Annotated in this window: 16 protein-coding genes; 6 read left to right on the top strand and 10 right to left on the bottom strand. The window is 72.9% G+C overall.

The genetic code is table 11. From position 1 onward, the window contains the following. Nucleotides 1-2 precede the first annotated feature (2 nt). The 4 genes from AB4Z02_RS04540 to AB4Z02_RS04555 all read right to left on the bottom strand — a co-directional run bounded on the left by AB4Z02_RS04540 (nt 3) and on the right by AB4Z02_RS04555 (nt 5,487). Nucleotides 3-389, bottom strand: coding sequence for a hypothetical protein (locus tag AB4Z02_RS04540; protein WP_441969629.1), 387 nt, complete (start codon nt 387-389; stop codon nt 3-5). 116 nt (nt 390-505) lie between these two features. After that, entirely contained in the window at nt 506-1,510 is a 1,005-nt protein-coding gene (locus AB4Z02_RS04545) for a patatin-like phospholipase family protein (protein ID WP_235531558.1), read from the bottom strand. A 105-nt stretch (nt 1,511-1,615) separates the two neighbouring features. Beyond that, the gene (locus tag AB4Z02_RS04550) at nt 1,616-4,447 is read right to left on the bottom strand and encodes a hypothetical protein (RefSeq protein WP_441969631.1); all 2,832 of its coding nucleotides are present in this window, start codon (nt 4,445-4,447) and stop codon (nt 1,616-1,618) included. Nucleotides 4,448-4,569: 122 nt separating this feature from the next. Continuing rightward, complete coding sequence (locus AB4Z02_RS04555; protein ID WP_056885015.1) at nt 4,570-5,487, bottom strand: slipin family protein; 918 nt, start codon at nt 5,485-5,487, stop codon at nt 4,570-4,572. 160 nt (nt 5,488-5,647) lie between these two features. On the opposite strand from AB4Z02_RS04555, the gene AB4Z02_RS04560 reads away from it, so the two are divergent. After that, nucleotides 5,648-6,940, top strand: coding sequence for an acetyl-CoA hydrolase/transferase family protein (locus tag AB4Z02_RS04560; protein ID WP_441969633.1), 1,293 nt, complete (start codon nt 5,648-5,650; stop codon nt 6,938-6,940). A gap of 12 nt (nt 6,941-6,952) precedes the next feature. Here the strand turns inward: AB4Z02_RS04560 and AB4Z02_RS04565 are convergent, their stop codons facing one another. Together AB4Z02_RS04565 and AB4Z02_RS04570 are read right to left on the bottom strand one after the other, a co-directional pair. Beyond that, nucleotides 6,953-7,372 (bottom strand): hypothetical protein, encoded by a 420-nt coding sequence (locus tag AB4Z02_RS04565; RefSeq protein ID WP_056885013.1) that lies wholly within the window; start codon nt 7,370-7,372, stop codon nt 6,953-6,955. Then, a complete protein-coding gene (locus tag AB4Z02_RS04570) occupies nt 7,369-7,806 on the bottom strand; it encodes a pyridoxamine 5'-phosphate oxidase family protein (RefSeq protein WP_056885012.1) in 438 nt (145 codons plus the stop codon). Before AB4Z02_RS04570 ends, AB4Z02_RS04565 begins: the two co-directional genes overlap by 4 nt. Nucleotides 7,807-7,958: 152 nt before the next feature. Between AB4Z02_RS04570 and AB4Z02_RS04575 the strand changes: the two genes are divergently transcribed. After that, nucleotides 7,959-8,831 carry a universal stress protein gene (locus tag AB4Z02_RS04575; protein WP_056885011.1) on the top strand — a complete coding sequence of 291 codons (873 nt, stop codon included), beginning with the start codon at nt 7,959-7,961 and terminating at the stop codon, nt 8,829-8,831. A gap of 91 nt (nt 8,832-8,922) precedes the next feature. After that, complete coding sequence (locus AB4Z02_RS04580) at nt 8,923-9,429, top strand: pyridoxamine 5'-phosphate oxidase family protein (RefSeq protein ID WP_056885010.1); 507 nt, start codon at nt 8,923-8,925, stop codon at nt 9,427-9,429. Nucleotides 9,430-9,493: 64 nt separating this feature from the next. Here the strand turns inward: AB4Z02_RS04580 and AB4Z02_RS04585 are convergent, their stop codons facing one another. Next, nucleotides 9,494-10,153, bottom strand: a complete 660-nt coding sequence (locus tag AB4Z02_RS04585) for a response regulator (RefSeq protein ID WP_056885009.1) — start codon at nt 10,151-10,153, stop codon at nt 9,494-9,496. 64 nt (nt 10,154-10,217) lie between these two features. Next, nucleotides 10,218-11,951, bottom strand: coding sequence for a GAF domain-containing protein (locus tag AB4Z02_RS04590; RefSeq protein ID WP_441969637.1), 1,734 nt, complete (start codon nt 11,949-11,951; stop codon nt 10,218-10,220). Nucleotides 11,952-12,043: 92 nt separating this feature from the next. Here AB4Z02_RS04590 and AB4Z02_RS04595 point away from each other — a divergent pair, with 92 nt between their 5' ends. Next, nucleotides 12,044-12,523 (top strand): hypothetical protein, encoded by a 480-nt coding sequence (locus AB4Z02_RS04595; protein ID WP_056885007.1) that lies wholly within the window; start codon nt 12,044-12,046, stop codon nt 12,521-12,523. A 138-nt stretch (nt 12,524-12,661) separates the two neighbouring features. After that, on the top strand, nt 12,662-13,258 hold the full coding sequence (locus AB4Z02_RS04600) for a hypothetical protein (RefSeq protein WP_056885330.1): 597 nt from the start codon (nt 12,662-12,664) through the stop codon (nt 13,256-13,258). 186 nt (nt 13,259-13,444) lie between these two features. Here AB4Z02_RS04600 and AB4Z02_RS04605 read toward each other — a convergent pair whose 3' ends face one another. Then, complete coding sequence (locus tag AB4Z02_RS04605) at nt 13,445-14,080, bottom strand: CBS domain-containing protein (protein ID WP_441969640.1); 636 nt, start codon at nt 14,078-14,080, stop codon at nt 13,445-13,447. Between the two features lie 144 nt (nt 14,081-14,224). Here AB4Z02_RS04605 and AB4Z02_RS04610 point away from each other — a divergent pair, with 144 nt between their 5' ends. Further along, a complete protein-coding gene (locus AB4Z02_RS04610; RefSeq protein WP_441969642.1) occupies nt 14,225-15,205 on the top strand; it encodes a universal stress protein in 981 nt (326 codons plus the stop codon). Between the two features lie 10 nt (nt 15,206-15,215). Here AB4Z02_RS04610 and AB4Z02_RS04615 read toward each other — a convergent pair whose 3' ends face one another. Further along, on the bottom strand, nt 15,216-17,282 hold the full coding sequence (locus tag AB4Z02_RS04615; RefSeq protein WP_441969644.1) for a SpoIIE family protein phosphatase: 2,067 nt from the start codon (nt 17,280-17,282) through the stop codon (nt 15,216-15,218). Between the last annotated feature and the right edge of the window lie 149 nt (nt 17,283-17,431).

Raw genomic sequence — 17,431 nt, forward strand, 5'->3', positions numbered from 1 at the left:
CGTCAGGCGGGCCTCGGCGGCCTCTGGGCGGTCAGGGCGGCCTTGGTCACCTCGGGCTGGTCGAGGCTCACCACGAGCCGGCTGTACCGGGCGCCGTCGAGGCCGACCTCCACGCCCCTGCGCGTGCGGCCACCGACCGCGGCGAAGAGCCGCCTGCGCACAGTGCCGTCGAAGAAGGACCCGTAGGCGAACAGGCCCGGCCAGTACCCGCCGACCACCTTGAAGTACCGGGGTCGCAGCCCTCGGATCCGCTGGATGGGTGCCTCGACGAGCTCGACGCGGGTGACGGCAGACAGCGGCACCCGCACGTCGCGGTGTGCCGCGAGGAAACGCTCCCGCATGGTCAGCCTGAGGACGACCTGCTCACCCTCGAGAACGAGCTCTGCCATTGGCCCTCCTCAGCTCACCCGTGGTCGGTGCCCGCCCACGCTCTCACGGACCCGTTGTCGGCGAAGGCCCGGGCGACGGCAGGGGGCCGCGCACGGTGCGACGTTGGCGCTGAGCGTCATGCCGGACGACCCCAGAACTCGGCGAGCGTCGCCGCGAGGGCTCGACCCTGCTCGTGACCGCCGACAGCCGCCTGCCGTCGGGTCGAGGGGTCCAGTGCGTTCGCGTCGAACACCTCACCCGCGCCGGCACCGGGGAACACGGTCTCGACCCGGCTCCCGCTCCCCCGCAGCTCCTCGACCTGCGCGGCCAGGTCCATGCGCCACTCGAGCGGCATGCGCGACCGGCCGCTGAACGGTGACAGCACGAGCACGCGCTCGTAGCCCGTTGCGAGGTCGGCGTTCTCGCTGCGCCGGTAGCCCCCGTTGATGTAGAGGCCGTCACCGATCCGGTAGGGCGTCATCGCCGACGTGCTGGCCGCCACCGCGTCCACCAGGTCGACGCCGCTGTGCCGGTCGAACACGACCGGCTCACCCGTGCGGGCGTCGACGGCTACGACCACCAGGTGATGCTGGTCCGGCCACTGGTGGCTGGGGAGCCGGGCTGCGACGATGTCGCGCCAGCGAGCCGCGCCGGATCCCTGCGACGAATCCGCCTGCAGCGCAGCCGCCCCCATCTTGCGACGCATGTCCGGCGCGTCGGCGGCGGAGGCGATGACGGCGTTCGACCACTCGAGGTAGCTCTGCCCGGAGACGCCGCGAGACGCGCTGTGCCGCAGCCCTTCTCGGCCGGTCGCCGGCGGCGACGCAGGGACTTCCGCGAGGATCGGGGCATACAGGTCGGCCGGCGACGTGCCGCTGGTGACCTGCGCGGCAACCGTCGACCCGGCGGAGGTGCCGATGATGACGTCTGCCTCCGTCAGGTCGACGCCTGCGTCGTGGAGCCCGGCGATGAGACCGAGCTCCCAGGCGTTGCCAGCCGCTCCCCCGCCGGCGAGGACCAGGGCACGACGACCAGGTCGGTCAGGTGCCGCCGGGTCGGGCTCGCCGCCTGCGCGGCGCCGTCGTTCGATCTCGGCGCTCAGGCGACGGATGCTGTCGTCATCGGGGTCCACGCGCGCCACGTCCCGAGGCTAGAGGAGCCAGGCAGGGTCGCACCCGCCATTTTTCACCGACCGTCGCGGGGAACGATGACGTTCGCGGCGCCGCCGGTGCCAGGACAGGACCGGTCAGTGGCCCACTGCGACGCCGTCGACGACGACCTGCTTCGTGCCGGCACTGCGGACCACGACCGTGCCGTACCGGGTGACGGGTTCGAGGGGCAGCCACAGCACCTGACGGGTCCTGGTCGTCGCCGAGTAGAGGCTCACCCGACCCAGCTTCACGCCTGCGTGGTAGACGTCGATGCTGCCGCAGGTCGAGCAGGTGGTGGCGACGACCACGAGGCGGCGACCTCGCACGCCGCCGACGCTGAGCTGGGCGCCGAACGTGGTGGTGCGCGAGTACGTGCCGAACAGGTAGGAAGGCGACGAGCCGAGGGTCCAGCCGCGGCCTGCAGCGAGGTCGCGGTCGTCCAGTGGGAGGGCCGTGCACCGTTCGGCGCTCCACGCGCCCACGTTGCCGGCCTTGTCGTGCGACCTGACCGAGTAGCAGTACTGGCTCCCCCGGGTGAGCGTCACGCGCATGGTGCGTGCGGTCAGCCCCTGCCACGCCGCCGGGTACTGGTAGGCGCCGAAGCCGGCCGATCGCGTGGCGACCCGGGCGCGCACGTCGTACGTGGCGAGACCCGAACCTCCGGTGTCCGCAGCGGTCCAGCTCAAGGTCGTGGGCACGGTGGTCTGCACGGAAGCGGGCGCTGCCAGGGACGCGGTGGGTGCGCTCGCGTCGACCAACCAGCTGCGGTTCGCCTCGGTCGAGACCCGGCCGGCGGGGTCGATGCTGCGGGCCGTGACTCGGTGCGACCCCGCCGCGAGCCCGCCGTAGGTCACCGTGGACCCACAGTCCGCCCACGCGGCGGCTGCGTCCAGCCGGCACTGCCTGCGCAGGGACCCGGATGCGTCGTCGGCGTCGGTGGCGCTGACGCTGAGCGTCGCGGTGCGCGTCGTGAAAGCCGGCACTGTGACCGAGACGCCAGGGGTGCTGACGTCCTCGGTCGACCACTTCAGGTCACGCCACCCGGTGGACGCAGGAGACAGCTCGCGGGCAGCAGACCCGTCGGCCCTTGCGACCCAGAGGGTCGCCTCGTACGTGTCGGTGTAGCGGGCGAAGGCCACCTTGGTGCCCGTGGGGTCGAACACCACTTCCCGGTTGTCCCCGGCGGGAAGTGCGAGACGACGGGCGCCCGTGCCGTCCAACCGCATCACCGTGGTGACCCGGTCACCGAGCCAGGCGGCGGGGTCGGCCCGCCGCTCGAGCACCAGGAGCCCCTGCGTCGAGACGGTGAAGTCGTCGACCCAGCTGGTGGCAGGGACGACCGTGGTCCGGCCGTCGCTCAGGCGCACGCGCTCGAGCCTGTCGTCGCGCGAGTTGCGCAGCACGACCTCACCACCGGTCGGCACCGCAGCCAGCTGTGACCGCTCGGGAACGCTGGCCACCTTCCGCAGGCCCGAGCCGTCACGGCGGACCACCCACAGCGCGCGCAGCTCGGAGGACCAACCGCGCAGGAACGCGATGGTCCCGTCCGGCATCCAGATCGCTTCGTACGGCGTGTCAGCGTCACTGGTGCTCGTGGTGCCGGGCACGGTCGTGCACTCCTCGGTCGCCACGGGACAGACGCGCACGTCGGAGTAGGCCGGCGTCACCCACAGCGTGCGGGAGGGGTCGAGGTCGACGCGCTCCAGCGACAGGGTCCTCGCCTGCGAGGTGGTCGCGTCGGTCACCACGCTCTGCGAGGCTCCGTACCAGTCGTTCCCGACGACCTCGCTGTCGACCTTCGCAGGGCTCACCGTGACGTCCGTGGACTCGGCGAACGTGCCGTTCGCGGCCACCAGGGCCAGTGTGCGAGGCCCGGCGCCCGGGACGTTGACCGAGGTGGCCGACGCCGCTGCCGACGCCACGAGGGTCCGCGCTCCCGACGTCGTGTCGTAGACCCGGTACCCGACACGCGGAAGGACGCTGGGCGGCTGCCACGAGAGGGTCGCGGAGGCCCGGCCCTGCTGCGCAGTGAGAGAAGAGGGCGGCTCGACGGGGTTGTAGCCCTCGAAGCGGAGCGGCACGACCAGCGTCGCCCCGGCGTCGCCTCCCACCATGAGGTTCTCGGTGACCAGGTATGCCGGGGCGGTCATGCTGACCTGGACCGTGCACGTCTCGCCCGTGGCCAACGTGACCCCGGTGCAGTGGTTCGCCTCCGCGGCGACCTTGAAGCGCGGGCTCCAGGAGTTCGTGGAGGCGACGGCGACGGCCCCCACCTTCCACGGCTTGGAGCCGGTGTTGCCCACCGTCACGTCCTGGGCGACGGGGGTGCCCGCCAGCGCGCCGGTCGAGATGCTGGCGGGAGTGGCGCGAGGGATGGCGACCAGCCGCGTGGGATCAGGGTCAGCGATACGGATCCGCGCACCCGAGTAGGTCCCGCCGCCGGAGATGGAGCAGGAACCGTCGACGTCGGCCGACAGCGCGGCGACGTCGCCGGTGGCCGTGGCGTCGGCACGGTAGATGGTCAGGCTGCCTGCGGTGAAGGTGCAGCCCGCCGAGCCCCGGGTGAGCTTCATGGTCTGCTCCGGGTCGGGTCCGGTGAAGTCCAGCGACCATGTCCCCGGTCGCGCGGGCCACGCCATCGTGATGCTGGCCGTACCGCCGTGCGAGGTGTCCGTCACCGACACCGTCACCGTCGCGTCGGCGGCATCCACCCGAGCGGTGGGGGCCCCGGCGACCGGCCCGGCGCTGAAGTACTTGTAGCCGCTGGACAGCGGGGCCGGGTTGTCGTGGTCGCCGATGAGGGCGATGTCGCCGGCTCCTGATGCGTCAGCTGCTGATGCGTTGGCACCCGGTGCGGCGGCCGCGGCCCCGCCCAGCACCCCCAACGCCAGGACGACCCCTGCCGCGACCGTCCGAGTCACCCGCACGACACACCCCTGCTCCAGCACCGACGCACCCCTTCGATGCGAGCCCGGCACATCGTAGGGGCCGCCGCCGCGCAGGCGCCGTCAGGTGCTCGAACCTGGTCCGTTCGGCCGAGGGCGCCCGGTCAGACCAGGGCGCCGCCCTCGACCGGCGCGCCGTCCGCCTTCTCGCCGAGCCCGGCCGGGCTCGGACCGGGGGCCCCGTCCGCCATGTCCGCCAGCACGACGGGGCGAGGGGCGCCGTTGGCCACCTGGGGTGCTCGGCGGGTGGCCGCCGCACCCTCGCGGGCGAGGAAGCTGCCGAGCTCCTCGATGGTGCTCATCAACGGCGCGGGGAAGACGACGGTCGTGTTCTTGTCGACCCCGATCTCCACGAGGCTCTGCAGGTTGCGCAGCTGCAGCGCCAGCGGGTGGGCCATCATCGTGTCCGAGGCCTCGCCCAGAGCCGACGCGGCCAGCGACTCGCCCTCGGCGTTGATGATCTTGGCCCTCTTCTCGCGCTCGGCCTCGGCCTGGCGCGCCATGGCCCGCTTCATGCTGTCGGGCAGCTGGATGTCCTTGAGCTCCACGAGCGTCACCTCGACACCCCACTCCACGGTGGTCACGTCGAGGATCGCGCGGATGTCGGCGTTGATGCGGTCGGTCTCCGACAGCGTCTCGTCGAGCGAGTGCTGGCCGACGACCTTGCGCAGGGTGGTCTGGGCGATCTGGTCGATCGCGGCATACACGTTCTCGATGGCGACGACCGACTTCACGGCGTCGACGACGCGGAAGTAGGCGACGGCCGACACGTCCACGCTGACGTTGTCGCGGGTGATGATCCCCTGCGACTGGATCGGCATGGTGACGATCCGCAGCGACACCCGGCGCAGGACGTCGACGATCGGGATGATCACCCGCAGCCCGGGCTTGCGGACGCCGATGACCCGGCCGAGGCGGAACAGGACCCCGAGCTCGTACTGCTTGACGATGCGCAGGGACAGGGCGAGGGCGACGAGCACGACGACGCCGATGACGACCAGGACGGTGGCGGTGGTGGACATGGTGGGCTCCGAGGGGGTTGGTACTGGTGTTCCCAGCATGCGCCGACGCCTCGGAAGCGGATCGGGACCAAGGGCCCGACCGGACGACCAGGCGCACTGCCACCGTGGTGCCCCGCCGTCGCGACCCCCGTCGGCCGGCCGACTGATCCGGAGGTGCGCGATGCCGAGTACGTCGTCGCAGGCCGATGTCCGCCGGGTCCTCGCCCGGGCCGCCACCCCCGGCCGGCCGCTGCGGGTCGTCGCGTCCGGCAACGCCGCCGCGCCGTGGGCCCTCCTGCGCGAGCTCGACGCGGCGACCCGGGGCCAGGACGTCGAGCTGTTCATGCTCAACGCGCCCCTGGGCATCCCCGACCACGCCGGCATCGTCCCCGTCACCCCGTTCGCCGGGCCGGGCATGCGGCGGCACCCCGCCACGCGCTACCTCCCCGCCCGGCTGTCCCACGTGCCGAGGCTGCTCTCGACGACCTTCGTGCCCGACCTGGTGCTCGTGACGACCTCGGCACCGTGGAAGGGCCGCGCCTCGCTCGGGATGGAGGTCAACATCCTGCCCGCGGCGATCGAGTCCTGCCGCGCCCACGGCGGGAGCGTCCTCGCCGAGGAGCACGACGACGTGCCCTACACGTTCGGCGACGGTGAGCTCGTGCTCGACCAGCTCGACGTGCTCTGGCGACCGCCCTGCGCCGAGGGCGAGGTCGCGAACGACCTGCCTCGCGCCGCGAACGCTCCTGGCACGCAACGGTCCCCCGTGTCCGGGGACCCCATCGAGGCCATCGGCCGTCGCATCGCCGACCGCGTGCCGTCCGGGGCGACGCTGCAGATGGGTATCGGCGCCGTCCCCGATGCTGTCGTACCGCGGCTCGCCGGGCGCAGGGCCCTGGCCATCTGGACCGAGATGGTCTCCGACGGTGTGCTCCACCTCGCCGACGCCGGGGCGCTGGACCCGTCCCGGCCGGTGGTCACCTCGTTCGCCATCGGCGGCGCGCGCCTGCGCGGCTGGCTCGACCGCAACCACGGCGTGCGCATGCTGCGCACCGAGGTCGTCAACGACCCCACGAGGATCGCAGCCAACCCGGCCATGACGAGCATCAACAGCGCGCTGACCGTCGACCTCTACGACCAGGCGAACGCCAGCCACCTCGGCTCGCGGCTGCACTCCGGGCTCGGCGGCCAGTGCGACTTCGTCACGGGTGCGATGCAGTCGAGCGGCGGCCAGTCGTTGATCGCCCTGCGTTCCTGGCACCCCAAGGCCGACGCCTCCGCCATCGTGCCGCTTCTGGAGGGCCCGGTCACCTCGTTCCAGCACACGGCCGTGGTCACCGAGCAGGGCACGGCGGAGATGTTCGGTGCCGACTCGGCGCAGCAGGCCCGGGCGCTGATCGACCAGGCAGCCCGCCCCCGGGTGCGGCACGAGCTGTGGGACGAGGCCGAGGCGATGGGCCTGGCTGCGCGCTGACCTCAGCGCGCGTCAGACCGGGCGCAGGTCGGTGGCCCTGTGCAGCAGGACGAGCTCGGCGTCCTCGAGCCGCGCGAGGGGGAAGGCCGACCGGTAGGCCGCGGCCACCACCGCCCACGGGGCGGAGCTGCGGGGCACCACCTCGCCGGTCACGGCATACCGCCGACCGTCCACGAGCACGACGGCCCGGCGTGAGGAGCGGAAGGCGCGCCACCACCGCTTGTGCGACGCTCCCCCGGCCGCGACGACCAGGTCGCTCCCCGTGCGGGCGTACTGCACGGGGAGCCGGACGGTGCGCCCGTCCGAGGCGGTGTACTCCAGCAGCGCGAGCCGCCCGAGGAGCTGGTGCAGGGGCGAGGCGAGGGACCACGAGAGCAGGCGGTGGTGCCGGACCGGTCGCCGCGTGGCGGTGTCCTGCGGCCCAGCGGTCACGAGGTCCCCGCGTGCTCGGTCCCGCCGGCGACCACGAAGCGCCGACCTGTCACCTCGCTGGCCTCGATACGCAGGAAGTGCGGCTTGGAGGAGCCGTGCCAGGGGAAGAGGGGCAGGCTCATGGCGTCGAGGACGTCGTGCAGCCTGGTCAGCTCGACGGCCCGGCCCTTGACCACCACGCTCCACGCGCTGCGGTTCTCGACGTCGTAGCCGTCCACCTCGAACGCCACCAGCCGCCCCACCGCGCTCTCCAGCTTGGCGCCCGCCGCGGTCCGGATGACCACGCTGCCGTGGTCGACCACGTGGTTGACGGGGAAGATCTCCGGGTGGCCGTCGAAGACGGTGGCGAGCCGTCCGACCACCGCCTCGCGCACCAGGGCCCAGCACTCGTGCATCGGCATCTCGGTCATGGGGGTGTCGGTCGTCGTCGCCATACGTCCACGGTGGCGTCGCCGGGCGGCGCGGGGTGGGGTCCAAGGTCCCGAATCCGGCCCTCCGCCAGTGGCGTGCGGGCAGGACCTTCGCCCCTCCCACCACCCCCTGCGGGGCGCGACCGTGAGGGTGACCACCACCGAGAGGACAGGCCATGACCAGGTTGGACGCACAGCCCCGCGACGCCGTTGTCGTGGGTGTCGACCGCTCCGCGGCAGCCCACCACGCGCTCGACGAGGCAGTCGTCCAGGCCCAGCGCATGCACCGGCCCCTGCACATCCTGCACGCCACCGGCATCGGCATCGTCCCGTGGACCGTCGAGCGGCTCGAGGCGCAGGACCGCACCACCGACGAGTTCAGCGACCGCGCCCACACCCTGGCCCCCGACCTCCGCGTGACGAGGGACACCGTGGTCGCCGACCCGGCCGCGGCACTCGTCGAGGCCAGCCAGACCGCCCACGTCCTGGTCCTCGACGCCGGCGGCCTCGGCCACGCGGCCGGCGTCCTGCTCGGCGCGACGACCCACAAGGTGGCGGCGCACTCGCACTGCCCCGTGCTCGTGACGCCACACAACGGCAAGTGGACCCACACCGGCCCGGTCGTGGTCGGGGTGGACGCCTCGAGGCACTCCGCGCCCGCCGTCGAGTGGGCCTTCGCCGAGGCCCAGGCCCGCGGGACCAAGCTCGTGGCCGTGCACTCGTGGTGGTGGGAGGAGCCCGACCCGTTCCTGTCCGGCTACGAGTGGGAAGGTCACTGGCGCGAGGTGGTGGACTCCCAGCGCCTCGAGGTGGCCGAGATGCTCGCCGGCTGGCACGAGAAGTACCCGGACGTCGAGGTCTCCACGACGCTGGTCCGGGCCCAGACCGTGGCCGCGCTGGCGGAGGAGTCCCTCGGGGCCCAGCTGCTCGTCGTGGGCACCCGGGGTCGCGGCGGCTTCACCGGCCTGCTCCTGGGTTCGGTGAGCGCCCACCTCATCGCCCACGCGAGCTGCCCCGTCCTCGTGGTCCCCTCGCCCCGCTCGACCTGACCGACGGCCGGGGGCCGAGAGGCCCCGGCCGACAGATCCAGCGCCGCCGGCCGACCCGGCGGCGCCCACCACCAGCGCACCGGAGGGTCCCATGACCGACACCGACAGCACCGGCCCCGTCACCAGCCCCGTCACCAGCCCCGCCCCCGGTCCGGTCACCGGTCCGGTCACCGAGGTGACCGAGCCGACCGACCACACGGGTATGCGCGTGCTCACCCTCCAGGACTGCCTGGCCCGGATCGGCTCGGCGCCGGTGGGACGCGTGGCCTTCGCCCTCGACGGCGAGATCGCCGTGCTGCCGGTGAACCACACCCTCGACGGGCTCGACATCTGCTTCCGCACCGCGGGCGGCTCCAAGATCCAGGCCGCCATCGACGGCGACCGGGTGTCCTTCGAGGTCGACGGGTTCGACCCGTCCCGGCGCTGGGGCTGGTCGGTCCTGGTCCACGGGACGGCGGGGGTCGTCGACGACGAGCAGCAGGTTGCCCGGCTCGTGGCGATCTCCCGCCCCCCGTGGGTGGCCATGGACCCGTCCTCGACGCGGTGGATCCGGATCTCCACCAGGGACGTCACCGGACGGGAGACGTCCGGCCGCTGACCCGGGGCGTCCGCGGAGCCCTACCGTGGCGCGGTACGCCCGTTACCGTCGCGCGGTACGCACGTTACCGTCGCGCGGTACGCCCGTTCGGCCCCGACGGCACGTGGGTCGCGGCATACACGGCGGCCTGGGTGCGGCGCTCCATCCCCATCTTGGCGAGCACCGACGTGACGTAGTTCTTCACGGTCTTCTCCGCGAGGGCCATCTCCTCGCCGATCTGCCGGTTGGTGAGCCCGGCCGCGATGTGGTTGAGGATCCGGCGCTCCTGCGGGCTGAGCGACCGCAGCCGCGGGTCGGCGTCGCGGTCCTCGCGCCAGCCCGTGCGGACCCGGCGCGCGCGCTCGGGGTCGAGGAGGTTCTCGCCGCGGGCGACCCGCCTGATGGCCTCGATGAGGCCGTTGCCGTGGATGTCCTTGAGGAGGTATCCGGCCGCGCCGGCGAGGATCGCGGCACCGAGGGCGGTGTCGTCGTCGAACGAGGTGAGGATGAGCCCGGCGATCGAGGGGTCGACCGACCGGACCTGGCGGCAGGCGTCGATCCCCGACCCGTCGGGGAGGCGGGCGTCGAAGATCGCGACGTCGGGGCGCAGCGCCGGGATGCGCCGGGCCGCCTCGAGGGCAGACCCCGACTCGCCGATGACGGTGAACCCCTCGGTGCCCTCAAGGAGCTCCCGCAGCCCGCGCCGCACGATCTCGTGGTCGTCGAGAAGGAAGATCGTCGTCATGGGGCGCCCTTTCCGCCGCTGCCAGCGCAGGGGCGGTCGCACCCTGCCCGTCCACGATGCCGCATCAGCCGTGCTCCTCGCGGGACCATGGTCCTGTCCACCCGGTGTGCCGCGCTGCGCTGCCTGCAGGCACGCTCCACGTGAGCCTGGTGCCGTGCGGGTGCACGGCCTCGACCTCGCACCGTCCCTCCCGGGCGGTCGCGCGTTCGGCGAGGTTGGCCAGGCCGCTGCGCCGGTCGCCGTTGCCGAGCCCCGTCCCGTCGTCGGTGACGACGACCTCGATGCTCGGGCCGATGAAGACCCGCACGGACGCCTCCGTGGCGTGGGCGTGCCGGGCGACGTTGGCGAGGGCCTCGCGGATCACCGCGGACACGTCCATCTCCAGCGCGGGGCCGATCCCGGTGGCCTCCCCCGAAAGGCTGAACCGTGCCCCGAAGCCGAGAACGTCGGCATACCCCGCCACCAGCTCCGCCAGCCGCCCCCGCAGCCCGGCCACCGGCTGGGCGGGGGTGAGCTGGTAGATGGCCCGGCGGATGTCCTTGATCGCGAGGTCGAGCTCGCTCACCGCCTCCTCGATGCGGCCGCGCACGACAGGGTGCTGTGCCAGCCGTTCGCCTGCCTGCAACGAGAGCCCCGTCGCGAAGAGCCGCTGGATGACGTGGTCGTGCATGTCGCGGGCGATTCGTTCACGGTCCTCGAACATCGCGACGGCGGCCCGGTCGTGCTGCGCGCTGGCAGCAACCAGGGCGAGACCCACGTGCTGGGCGAAATCGTCGAGGTGGCCGAGCACCTCGGACGCGGTGTCCGCGTCGGCCGCGTCCCACGTCACGAGCAGCAGGCCGACGTGGCCGACGCCGGCGGTCACCGGGACGAGCGCCGTGGGGCCCGGCTTGTCCAGCCCCGTCATCGCCCGGACGTCGTCGACGATGGCGGCGACCGCTGCTCGCTCCTCTCCGGGAATGAGCAGCAGCGAGTGCCGCACGTCGCGGACGGCCTCCCAGTGAGGACCGTCGAGCACGCCCAGACCGGTCCCGTGGTCACCCGCCATGAACCGGTCCGGTGCGGGCTCGTCGTCGGTGCGGTGGACGGCCACGACGACCGGCGCGTCGCCCTCGCGGTCGCGGGCGACGGCACAGCCACGCGCGCCAGCCACGCGGCACACCTGCTCGGCGGTGACCGCCATGGCGTCGAGCTCGGTCTCGCTCTCGAGCAGGGCCTGGCTGACGTCACCGATCGCCTGCGCCCACCGGCGCTGGGCGCGGCTGCGCTCGTAGAGCCGTGCGTTCTCGATGGCGACACCGGCCGCGCCGGCCAGCGCCACCACGAGGCTCTCGTCCTCCTCGGTGAACGCCGCCGACCCTTCCTTGTCTGCGAGGTAGAGGTTGCCGAAGACCTCGTCCCGAACGCGGATCGGGGCCCCGAGGAAGCTGGCCATGGGCGGGTGGTGCGGCGGGAAGCCGTAGGAGTCGGGGTGGGTCCGGATGTCGCCGATGCGCCGGGGCCTCGGGTCGCGGATGAGCAGCCCGAGGACGCCGTGCCCCCGCGGCAGGTCACCGATCTCCGCACGTTGCTCGTCCGTGAGGCCGTGGGTGATGAACTCCATGAGGTGGTCGCGGTCGGGGGCGAGCACCCCGAGCGCGCCGTACCGCGCCCCCACGAGCTGGCACGCCGAGCGCACGATACGGCGCAGCACCTCGGACAGCTCGAGTCCGGTGCTCACGGCCAGCACGGCGTCGAGAAGACCCTCCGCCTGCAGGGCAGTGCGCGGTGGTCCGTCGGGCGACGTGTGCCAGGGCATGGCCGCAGGATAGGCCGACTCGTGCCTGTTGGGTGCCGGTCCGGGACCTTCGGCCGTGTCCGGTCCCGTTGCGATGGGCACACACTCGCCGCATGACCACGCGCTCAACCCACACCCACCCCTCGGGACCCGAGGTCGTGGCCGGCCTCGTCAACGACGGCTCAGCCGCCGCCGTCGCCGCCGCGGCCGTCCACCTCGCCAACCTCCACGAGGCGCCCATCCGGTTCGTCCAGGTGGTGCCGAGCGCCCTCGACTCGTTCGAGCGGGCCGATGCCGAGACCGCCACGTTCGCGGCCGGGCTCCACGCCCTGCACCACGGCCGGCACCGCGGCGCCACGTTCGAGTCACCCGTCGGCGACCCGGGTCGCCTGCTCGTCGACCGCAGCGCCCGGGCCATCGCCCTGGTCATCGGCGAGGACAGGCTCGGACCGGACGCACCCCCCGGCGCGGGCGACGGTGCCACGGTCGGGGCGTACTGCCTGGCGCACGCGCGGTGCCCGGTCCACGTGGTCCCCCGGCCCAACGGTGCGACGCCAGCTGAGCGCCGTCCCGCGGCCGGACTCACGAGTTAGCAGGACCTAAGCCCATACGTGGCAGGCACATCCGGCCCTAGCGTTCGAGCTGGAGACCTTCGGAGGCAGCACCATCGCCGACGAGGAGGAGCAACCCCTCCGGCTCCCCTGCACCACCCGATGAAGAAGGAGACGACCATGACCACCACCTCGCGTCCGCGCGGCACGGCTTCTGCGGCCGCGACGACGCACCATGACCTGACCGAGACGACCGGTTCGTCAGCACTGGGCCCGGTGCTGGGGATCCTGCGCCTCTCCCTCGGGTGGATCTTCCTGTGGGCGTTCCTGGACAAGACGTTCGCCCTCGGCTTCGCCACCGGCCGTGACGCCAAGACCGGGGTCGTCGACCGCTTCGGTGACGCCGCCTGGATCCATGGAGGATCCCCCACCGAGGGCTTCCTCAAGTTCGGCACCGCCGGTCCGCTCAAGGACTTCTACGGCAGCTTCGCCGGTGCGGCGTGGGCCGACTGGGCGTTCATGATCGGCCTGCTCGGCATCGGGCTCGCCCTCATGCTCGGCATCGGCATGCGGGTCGCCGTGTGGTCCGGCGTCGTCATGCTGGTCATGATGTGGAGCGCCTACCTGGCACCCGACAACAACCCGTTCATGGACGACCACCTCGTCTACGCGCTGTCCCTCGTGGTCCTGCTGCTCGCCGGCGCGGGTCACCACCTCGGGCTCGGCAACGCGTGGAACCGGCTCGACATCGTCCGCCACCACCACTGGCTCCGGTAGCCCTCCGCGGTCCTACCGCCGGCCAGCACCGACAGGCCCGTTCCCGCCCCGCGGGGACGGGCCCCTTTCGTGCGGTCCCGCGGGGCGCCGTACGGCGCACCTCAGCTCAGTGCGCGCTTCAGTGAGCGCAAGGTGCCGTCATGGGACATGCATTCCGACACGTTGCGCTCACTGAGTGTGCAGGTGTCACCGAGCGGGCTGGTGGCCCTCCGCCCGGCTCTGCGCCGGGTTGGACGGGGTTACCACGACGCGGCGTACACCGGCGACCGCGGAGGCCATCACCTCGGCGAGCCGCGCCTCCCGCTTGCCGCGGGTGCCGGACACGGTCACCTGGCCCTCGTTCACCGACACGACCCAGCGGGCACGGCCCAGCTCCGCGAACTCGCGCGTGAGGTGCCGGCGTATCGAGCTGTCGGAGGTGGTCAGCGCCCGCAGGATGTCGCTGCGGCTGACGATGCCGACGAGCCGGCCGTCGTGCGTCACGGGCACGCTCTTCCACCCGGTGTCGGCGAGCAGCTGCCCCACGTCGGCCACGTCCGCGGACTCCATCACCGTCACCGGGTCGGGCGTCATCACCTCGTCCAGCGTGGTCGGCCACGGGTCCTCCGGCGCCTCGACGGGCCGCAGGTGGGCCCGCGGGTCCGGCACCAGGTGGACGCGCAGGACGTCGGCCTCGCTCACGATGCCGACGACGCGGTGGTCGGGGTCGACGACCGGGAGGGCGGAGACGTGCGCGCGCGCCAAGAGCTGGATCGCCACCTCCATCGAGGCACCCAGCGGCAGGCTGTGTGCCGGGACGGTCATGATCTCGCGCACCAGCATGGCGGACTCCCCGCGATCGACGGACGTTGCGCTGCAAGGCTCCCGCCCCTGCGTGACCCCGGACAGGGACCTAGTGCCCTGTCCGGTCCCGAGGGTGTGGCCGACGGTGGAGGCAGCAGGGAACCCACGACCCAGGAGCACGCCATGGACACCACCCACCGTCCGGTCATCGTCGGCATCGACCTGTCCGGGACGAGCGACCTCGCCCTCGACTGGGCGGCCGAGGAGGCGAGCCGGCGCGCGACGCCGCTCGTCGTCGTCCACACGTACTCCGCCATGGGCTACCCCGCGGTGCGCGCGGGGGTGCCGGGCGCTCCCCTGCCGCCCGACCTGGACCGGGTGTTCCGCGAGACGGCCCTCGAGGCCTGCTCCGAGGCGGCCGAGAAGGTGCGCGCAGGCCACCCGGGCCTGGCCGTCAGCACCGTGACCAGCACCGGCTCACCCGGCGAGGCTCTCGTCGACGCGTCGAAGGAGGCTGCGCTCGTGGTGGTGGGTGCCCGAGGGCTCGGTGCCGTCAGGGGCATGGTCCTGGGCTCGGTGTCGACGCACGTCGCGGCCCACGCCCACTGCCCGGTCGTCGTCGTCCACGAGGCACCCACCCACAGCCTGGGCGACGCCCGCGTCGTCGTGGGCGTGGACGGCTCGGAGGTCTCCGCCGCCGCCATCCGCTTCGCGTTCGAGCAGGCGGACTCCCGGGGTGTCGGCGTCACCGTCGCCCACACGTGGCAGCTCGACAGCGTCGAAGGTGCTGCGGCCGCGATGGCGTGGAGCGTCGACATGGACGAGATCAACGAGGAGGAGCGCTCGCTCGTCGCCGAGGCGGTGGCGGGGTTCGCCGAGCAGTACCCGTCGGTCGACGTGCGCCGCGTGGTGACCCAGGGCCACCCCGTGCACGAGCTGGCCCGGCTCAGCGAGAACGCCGCGCTGCTCGTGGTCGGAACCCGTGGCCGGGGCGCTGTGTCGGGCTGGCTCGCCGGCTCGGTCTCGCAGTCCCTCATCCGCGCCGCCCACTGCCCCGTCGCCGTCGTCCACCCGGACCCGGAGTCGGCACACGCGGCGGCGCACCACGCAGGCGACGGTGAGGGCTTCCGCCTCCCCGTGCCGCCGGTGCGCGAACGGCTCTAGCCGACGTTGCTCAGGCGGGGGTCGGGCGCGTGGGGACCGGGTGTTGGTAGGGCAGCGAGACGAGCTCGAGCACCACGGCAGCTGCACTGCCCGGCTCGGCGACGAGGACGAGCTCCTTGCGGTTGGCCGCGAGCTGCTCGCGCACCTCGAACAGCGACCGTACCCCGGCGCTGGCCAGCTGGGTGACCTCGGTGAGGTCGACGGTCAGCGAACGCACTCCCCCACGCGACGCGCCGAGCAGGGATGCGCGGGCGCGCTCGGCGGTGTCGAGGTCGACCGTGCCACGGAAGCTCACGACCGGGCCGTCGTCGTCCTCGTGCCCGACGACGTCGAAGTCGGCGATGGGGCGGTCGTCGTCCAGCTCGTCGTCGATCAGCCCGCGACCGGAGGCCATGACCGCCTGCCGGTGCGCGTGGTGGCGCAGCACCACCGTGGTGCCACGGCTGCCCTCGGCCGACCCGGCCGACTGCGGCGGGTGGATCACCTCGGCCTCGTCGACGACCTGGGTCATGAGCAGCAGTCCGCGACCACCGGTGGTGGACGCGGGATCCGGTGAGCGCCAACGCCCTTCGTCCACGACCCGTACGCTGACGCCGCCAGCGGGCAGCACGGCACCGGTGACGGTGAGCGGACCGGGGCGCCCCGCAGGGTAGGCGTGCTCGATGACGTTGGTGACGGCCTCGGTGACCGACAGCTCGAGGGCGAACCGGTCGGCCGGTGAGGCACCGAAGCTCGCCAGCCACGTGCCGAAGGCTGCGTTGACCTGGTGCAGGCTGTCGCGCGTGGCCGTGAGCCGCAGGTCGAGGCCGGGCACGGGCTCGGCGAGGCGCTGGACGGCGAGGACCGTGACGTCGTCCTCGTGGCCGCCGCGCGTCATCAGCTCCATGGTCATCTCGGCGACGCGGTCTGCCACCACGGCTGACGCCCCGAGCGGCATGCTGCTGTTGGTCATCGCATCGGCAGCCACCCTCGCCAGGTCGGCCACACCCTCGTCCAGCGAGTGCCCGGCCCTCTCGACGAGCCCGTCGCTGTACATCAGCACCAGCTCGCCCGGGGCGATGGTGGCGTGGGCCAGCTGGTGCGGCGCACCGGTGCCCAGCGGACCGCCCGAGGCCGCGTCGAGGTGGCGGACAGACCCGTCCTCGGAGACGACGAGCGGGGCCGGGTGCCCGCACCGGGCGTAGACCGCCTGACCGGTCTCGGGGTCCAGGACGAGGACGGCCACGGTCGCGGCACGCATGCTGGGGCTGTGAGAGGCGTAGGCGTCGAGGCGCTCGAGCACCGTGTTCAGCTCGGTCTCGGTGCGCAGCAGCTCCTCCAGGACCGCCCGCAGCTGGCCCATGGCGGCCGACGCGGCGACGCCGTGGCCGACGACGTCGCCGACCACCAGCGCGAGGTGCCCGTTGTCGAGGACAAGGGCGTCGAACCAGTCACCACCTGCGGCCTGGTCCTCAGCCGCGACGAGGTATCGCGCCGCCACGTGCGCCGTCGGCATCACCGGCAGCGCCATGGACAGCAATGCGCGCTGCAGCTCGACGACGACGTCGTGCACGGCCTCGTAGCGCTCCTGCACGTGGGCGGTGCGCAGGGCCGCCTCGTGGCGCTCGTGCACCCGGTCGGTCACGTCGGTGACGAAGCAGGTGGAGCCCACGACCTCGCCGTCGGGGCCGAACCGCGGCGAGACGGTGAAGTCGACGAAGATCTCGTGCAGTCGGTCGGTGTCGTCACGCCGGATCTGGAAACGCCACTCGGAGCCGACCTGCGTCCTGCCCGTCGTGTAGACGGCGTCGAGGATCTCGAAGAACTGCTGCCCGCGGATCTCCGGCATCACCTCGCTCCACGGGGAGCCGATGAAACCGGGCCGGCCGACGTAACGGCGGTAGGCCTCGTTGGCCGCGACCGCGACGTGGTCGGGTCCCTCCCAGGCCACGACCATCACTGGCAGCTGGTCGAAGACCTCCCGCACGACCTCGGCGGCGCCGGCAGTGTGGTCGAGCGCGGGCGTTAACTCAGGGGTGTCGGCGACTGCAGCCATGAGGTCCTGACCTGCACCAACGGCGGTGTTCCGTGGGTTCACGGACCGAAGATACCCCGGCTCGGCTCCCCCTCGGAAACTAGTGACGCGGCGGATTTGTGACACCCGGCACGAGATGTGACAAGGGTGACGCAGAGGTGTCGCAAGGCTGTTGCAGAGGTGCGTCAGAGGTGCGGCAGAGGTGGTGCAGA

The organism is Pedococcus sp. 2YAF34 (genome assembly GCF_052114585.1).
Classification (GTDB): domain Bacteria; phylum Actinomycetota; class Actinomycetes; order Actinomycetales; family Dermatophilaceae; genus Pedococcus.

Coding starts and splice junctions, on each gene's coding strand:
- AB4Z02_RS04570 (WP_056885012.1), bottom strand. CDS start 7,806: ATGGCGACGACGACCGACACCCCCATGACCGAGATGCCGATGCACGAG.
- AB4Z02_RS04540 (WP_441969629.1), bottom strand. CDS start 389: ATGGCAGAGCTCGTTCTCGAGGGTGAGCAGGTCGTCCTCAGGCTGACC.
- AB4Z02_RS04600 (WP_056885330.1), top strand. CDS start 12,662: ATGACCACCACCTCGCGTCCGCGCGGCACGGCTTCTGCGGCCGCGACG.
- AB4Z02_RS04595 (WP_056885007.1), top strand. CDS start 12,044: ATGACCACGCGCTCAACCCACACCCACCCCTCGGGACCCGAGGTCGTG.
- AB4Z02_RS04560 (WP_441969633.1), top strand. CDS start 5,648: ATGCCGAGTACGTCGTCGCAGGCCGATGTCCGCCGGGTCCTCGCCCGG.
- AB4Z02_RS04580 (WP_056885010.1), top strand. CDS start 8,923: ATGACCGACACCGACAGCACCGGCCCCGTCACCAGCCCCGTCACCAGC.
- AB4Z02_RS04610 (WP_441969642.1), top strand. CDS start 14,225: ATGGACACCACCCACCGTCCGGTCATCGTCGGCATCGACCTGTCCGGG.
- AB4Z02_RS04585 (WP_056885009.1), bottom strand. CDS start 10,153: ATGACGACGATCTTCCTTCTCGACGACCACGAGATCGTGCGGCGCGGG.
- AB4Z02_RS04555 (WP_056885015.1), bottom strand. CDS start 5,487: ATGTCCACCACCGCCACCGTCCTGGTCGTCATCGGCGTCGTCGTGCTC.
- AB4Z02_RS04605 (WP_441969640.1), bottom strand. CDS start 14,080: ATGCTGGTGCGCGAGATCATGACCGTCCCGGCACACAGCCTGCCGCTG.
- AB4Z02_RS04590 (WP_441969637.1), bottom strand. CDS start 11,951: ATGCCCTGGCACACGTCGCCCGACGGACCACCGCGCACTGCCCTGCAG.
- AB4Z02_RS04575 (WP_056885011.1), top strand. CDS start 7,959: ATGACCAGGTTGGACGCACAGCCCCGCGACGCCGTTGTCGTGGGTGTC.